General features: G+C 33.2%; 4 protein-coding genes and 1 pseudogene. 2 read left to right on the top strand and 3 right to left on the bottom strand.

Annotated elements, in window-relative coordinates:
• Together ACHZC3_RS02850 and ACHZC3_RS02845 are read right to left on the bottom strand one after the other, a co-directional pair.
• A partial coding sequence (locus tag ACHZC3_RS02850; protein ID WP_394758366.1) for a hypothetical protein occupies nucleotides 1-828 on the bottom strand: 828 nt, incomplete at its 3' end.
• A 52-nt stretch (nucleotides 829-880) separates the two neighbouring features.
• The gene (locus ACHZC3_RS02845; RefSeq protein WP_394758365.1) at nucleotides 881-1735 is read right to left on the bottom strand and encodes a ChaN family lipoprotein; all 855 of its coding nucleotides are present in this window, start codon (nucleotides 1733-1735) and stop codon (nucleotides 881-883) included.
• Nucleotides 1736-1795: 60 nt separating this feature from the next.
• Between ACHZC3_RS02845 and ACHZC3_RS02840 the strand changes: the two genes are divergently transcribed.
• Nucleotides 1796-3088, top strand: a complete 1293-nt coding sequence (locus tag ACHZC3_RS02840) for an aminopeptidase P family protein (RefSeq protein ID WP_394758364.1) — start codon at nucleotides 1796-1798, stop codon at nucleotides 3086-3088.
• A gap of 96 nt (nucleotides 3089-3184) precedes the next feature.
• Nucleotides 3185-3967 carry an alpha/beta fold hydrolase gene (locus ACHZC3_RS02835; protein WP_394758367.1) on the top strand — a complete coding sequence of 261 codons (783 nt, stop codon included), beginning with the start codon at nucleotides 3185-3187 and terminating at the stop codon, nucleotides 3965-3967.
• An 87-nt stretch (nucleotides 3968-4054) separates the two neighbouring features.
• On the opposite strand, the pseudogene ACHZC3_RS02830 reads toward ACHZC3_RS02835, so the two are convergent.
• A pseudogene (locus tag ACHZC3_RS02830) lies at nucleotides 4055-5236 on the bottom strand (PD-(D/E)XK nuclease family protein); the annotation flags it as partial.

Here is a 5236-nt window from a genome sequence, read left to right as displayed (position 1 = left end):
GCCAATTGAAGGTTCATATTTTCCGTTTGCGGTTACTTCATTCCACTCAAAACTATTGTTAATAGAAAGTGAAAGCGTCACTTCAATATTACTTGTTTCAGTTCCTGTAATAACTAAATTATTAGCAAATTTTCCCGTTACAACACAAGAATTTAGAGGAAGTGGAGATGTCGAAGCAATTGGATTTGGGACTGTTGTAGCTCCGGCTGGCGCTTGTCCAGAAGTAGAATAAGGAAATCCTTGCAAGCCAAAAGCCCAATACCCTTGATCGCGATTTCCGTTTATGACAAATGGGTAACTGCCAATATTATGAGTACCAATATACGTTCTAGTTCCAACAAAACTAGCTAAAGTCCCAACGTAATCGACACCTGCACTTCGAACATTGATATCGTAATTTTGATAAGACAAAGAACATCTTACCCATTCGTAACTTCCTGCTTGTATCTGACTTAAAGGAATACTTAGAAACGCTTCTCCTTCTGCGACAATTTTTGCCTTACTAAAATCGAAAGCAGACAAACCACCAGCTGTAGTTGACTCTCCTTTATACAAAATTGTTCCTGAGAGTAATGCTGTATTTGCATTTGGCGCAAACTCTAGATAATGAGAGGCAATAGTATTAAAATCAGGTGACTGAGCTGCATTTCCAGCTAATACTGTTGATGGTTGTCCCAAATTATTTAATCGAACTTGAGTTGGATCAAATTTGAATTTTACAATTAATTGAGGTTCTGTTGGAGGAGTTACTTCCTTATCATCATTATCTGAACACGATAAAAATGTGAAAGCAAATATTGAAATTAGTACTGACTTTTTAATTTTCATTTTGTTTTTTTAAGTAGGTTAAACATTAAAAGCGGTCAAATATAATTATTTTTCAATATGTTCTGGTAACATCTTCATCTACAACGATAATAAAATCTGCTTTGTGGAGATTTTCTTTTTCGAAACGAATAACATCGCTTTGAGTAACTGTAGCAATAGTAACAATTTTTAGTTTTGGTTCTTTTTGCAATAAATACCAATTAATACCCTCAAAATTATCGGAATGATATGTTCCGTTATAATGTATAAACGTAGTTTCTGGTTTTTTATTTTTCAGAATAAAATAAGCCATTGTTGCATCTTTTGATGCTTGTGATTTGGGCAAATTTTCACCACCGTGACCTTCTGCCATGGCTAACATTTTTATATAACCTGGTAATTTAGCATCGTAAGAAATGGGCATAGGTGCAATCCAAGATTTTTCTTCGACGGTAAGATTATCAAGTGCTGAAAATCCATTTTTGTAAACCAAACTAGCAAAGCGACGCGGAATATTTGTGGCTATAAATGCGATTTTCTTTGTTTTAGCAAAATCGACTAATGGTTTGTAATCCGTTTTATAATTTGGCCATAATCTAGCGGTTGAATCTAATTGCTTTTGATTGATCTCTCCTTTCAAATACTGATCTAATTGTTTCTGATTATCGGCTTCAAGCATTTCGGCGCCTAAAACGAGTTGCTTTTTTTCGGCTAAATCCTTTGTAAGTTCAAGCTGTAGCCAATGAGCTATTGCATTATTATGTTCTTCACCAAACAAGACTACTTCGGCTTTTTCAGACGCTTTTAGCATGTCTTTATAACTTGCTTCACGTCCGTTACCATCAAAAATTATAAAAGGTAATTTTTCCTGGCCAATTCCTTTTTGAATAAATAAGATTAAAGTCGATAAAAAAATAATTCGTTTCATAATTGTACTTTTCAAATTCAATGTTATAACTTTGGAACTTACAATAATAATCATTTCATAATGAAATATCATCAAATAGACCGAGATCTTTTCATCAAAAATAGAGCAAAATTTACAGCTCAGATGAAACCTAATAGTGTTGCCATTTTTAATTCGAACGATATATATCCTGTTTCTGCCGATAGCAGTTTGCCATTTGCACAACACCGTGATATTTTTTATCTGTCAGGAGTTGACCAAGAAGAAAGTATTTTATTGCTTTTTCCTGATGCGCCTTACGAACACCTCAAACAAATTTTATTCCTAAAAGAAACCAATGAACATATTGCCATTTGGGAAGGCGAAAAGTTAACAAAAGATCGTGCTTTTGAAGTTTCGGGCGTAAAAAGCGTGATTTGGTTACAAGATTTTCATAAAACATTGAAAGAAATAATGGCTTACGCCGAAACGATGTACATAAATACTAATGAACATTATCGTGCTGTAATTGAAACCGAAACGCGTGAAGCCCGTTTTATAAAATGGTGGAAAGAAAATTATCCAGCACATAAAGTCGAAAAATCGAACCCTATTTTGCAACGCATTCGTTCTGTCAAAGAAAGTGAAGAATTAGATTTGATACAAACCGCTTGTAATATTACCGAAAAAGGATTTCGTCGTTTGTTATCGTTCGTGAAGCCAAATGTGATGGAATATGAGATTGAAGCCGAATTGATGCACGAATTTTTAAGAAATCGTTCTAAAGGATTTGCTTACACACCTATTATTGCTTCAGGGAATAGTGCTAATGTTTTGCATTATATAGAAAACAATTTGCAATGTAAAGCAGGAGATTTAATATTGCTAGATGTTGGTGCCGAATATGCTAATTATTCTAGCGATATGACCCGAATGATTGCTGTTTCTGGACGATTTACCGACAGACAAAAAGCAGTTTACAATGCAGTTCTACATGTGAAAAATGAAGCTACAAAAATGCTTACGCCAGGAACTTTGTGGAAACCTTATCAAGTTGAAGTAGGCAAAATCATGACTTCCGAATTACTTGGTTTAGGGTTGCTTGACAAAGCCGATGTGCAAAACGAAAACCCAGAATGGCCAGCATACAAAAAATATTTTATGCACGGAACCTCGCATCACATGGGATTAGACACACACGATTACGGATTATTACATGAACCTATGAAAGCCAATATGGTATTTACAGTAGAGCCGGGAATCTATATTCCAGCGGAAGGTTTCGGTATTAGATTGGAAGATGATGTTGTCATTCAAGAAAAAGGAGAGCCTTTTAACTTAATGAAAAATATTCCTATTGAAGTAGATGAAATTGAGAGTTTGATGAATTCTTAATTTTAGATATTAGGTTTAAAACGGTTTGCAGAAATGTGAGCCGTTTTTGTTTTAAAATAATTCGTGAATTCGTCGTTAAAACATACTTTTGTAGTAATGAATAATTTAAGCTACAAAAACACGAAAATTTCTTATTCCGATGCTGGAAAAGGAACTGCTATAGTTTTACTTCATGGTTTTTTAGAAAATACCTCGATGTGGGATTCTTACATTGCCTCATTTACAGAAAAATACCGTATTATCACCATCGATTTATTAGGTCATGGCAAATCGGAATGTTTGGGTTATGTACACACGATGGAAGACCAAGCGGATATGGTTTGTGCTGTTTTGCAACATTTAAAAATCAGAAAATCTGTTTTTGTAGGCCATTCGATGGGCGGTTATGTTGCTTTGGCTTTCGCCGAATTGTATCCTGAAAACACTAAAGGGTTTGTCTTATTAAACTCGACTACTTATGCAGATGATCATGAGCGAAAAATAAACAGAAATCGTGCTATAAAAATGGCACACAAGGAATATGCTTCTTTAGTTCAAATCGCTATTGCAAATTTATTCAGCATAGACAATCGCGAAAATTTGATTACTGAAATAAATCAAGTAAAAAAAGAAGCGTTAAAAACTCCTTTGCAAGGCTATATTGCAGCACAAGAAGGCATGAAACTCAGAAAAAATAAAGAACATTTGTTACACCTTACTGCTTATCCTAAACTGCTTATTCTTGGTAAAAAAGATGGTGTTCTAAATTACGAAGACAACATCAAACAAATTGAAGACACCAATGTACAATTGATTTCTTTTCCTGATGGACACATGAGTCACATCGAAAATCGTGATGAATTAGAGAAAGTATTATTGGTTTTTTTTAAAACAATCTAATTTTTATTAACCACAAAAGACACAAAAGTTTCTTGCTTATAATTCACTATAAATATTCACAATTCCTTTTGTGTCTTTTGTGGTTATTTAGACCTTTTCCTCAAAAGGAATCTCAATATTCAAAATCTCATTAATTAAAACAACTATTTCCCTTTTAAAATGCTCTAGAATTTCAGGTGTTATAATCGTGAAATTTTCTTTATCTTGTTTTATTCCAAAAGGTAAAAAACCAGCTTTCATATTCTTAAATGAAATGATTCCCGCTTCCATTTCTAACCCATTTGCTTGTTCTTCATACATAAATGCATAACAAAGCAACTGGATTATTTTATCATTTTTTATGTCTAAAGTAAGTCCGTTCCAATCTTTGAGTTGAACGCTATTTTTTTCTACTTTTCCAGTTTTGTAATCGATGATTCGAATTTTGTTATTTCTAATTTCTATTCGATCTACATTTCCAGCTATTTTTATTGGAAAAGGTAAACTCTCATCTTCTAAAATTTTTTCTAACGGCGTTTCTAATGCTAAAACTTTCACCACATCCCCATTTGCAATTTGTTTTTTTTCTTCAATTAAAAAATTGAAAACATTTCGTTTTGCTACTTCAAAAGCCAAAAGATTTTTACCTTTTTTAACTTCTCCTTCTTTATAAATTTCTTTAAATTGTTTGAGAACTTCCTCGTTAGCAAGAGCCAACATTTGTCTATATCATCAGTAGTCAAAAATTTATTAATGACTGGTTTATACAATGATTCCAATGTTTCATGGATAATCGTTCCTAAAGTGTTTAAAGCGATGTTCTCTTCCACTTCTTCCGATTCTCTAATAGATAATATTCTTTGGAAGTAAAACTGAATCGGATTCCTAATATAAGTAGTTAATGCCGAAGGCGAAAATCCTTTTCCTGTTGCAATTTCTTTCAATCGCATCATTACTGATTCAGATTTTGAAATTACGATTGATTTGGAAGCTATATTAGGCACAATTGGGTGAATAATTTCATGAGTCAAATTGTGCTTTGGTTGTTTTTCGACTTCTAATTGTGTAATGAAGCGGCTTTTTTCTCCACCGTCTAAACCATCACTTTCGGTATTATAAAGCAAATAAATGTTTTTTGCACGTTGTAACAAATGGTAAAAATGATACGTGTAAATGGCATCTTTTTCTTTATAAGTCGGCAAGCCTAATTCTCGTTTTACATCATAAGGAATAAATGAATTGACTGTTTTTCCTGCTGGAAATTTGCCTTCATTTAGCGAAGTTATAATA

The sequence above is a fragment of the Flavobacterium sp. genome (assembly GCF_043720215.1).
Taxonomy (GTDB): Bacteria; Bacteroidota; Bacteroidia; order Flavobacteriales; family Flavobacteriaceae; genus Flavobacterium.
This window is presented reverse-complemented; position numbering and strand designations above follow the sequence as displayed.

What these genes read in the sequence shown, in the direction of transcription:
- ACHZC3_RS02845 (WP_394758365.1), bottom strand. Translation starts at nt 1,735, where the DNA reads ATGAAACGAATTATTTTTTTATCGACTTTAATCTTATTTATTCAAAAA.
- ACHZC3_RS02840 (WP_394758364.1), top strand. Translation starts at nt 1,796, where the DNA reads ATGAAATATCATCAAATAGACCGAGATCTTTTCATCAAAAATAGAGCA.
- ACHZC3_RS02835 (WP_394758367.1), top strand. Translation starts at nt 3,185, where the DNA reads ATGAATAATTTAAGCTACAAAAACACGAAAATTTCTTATTCCGATGCT.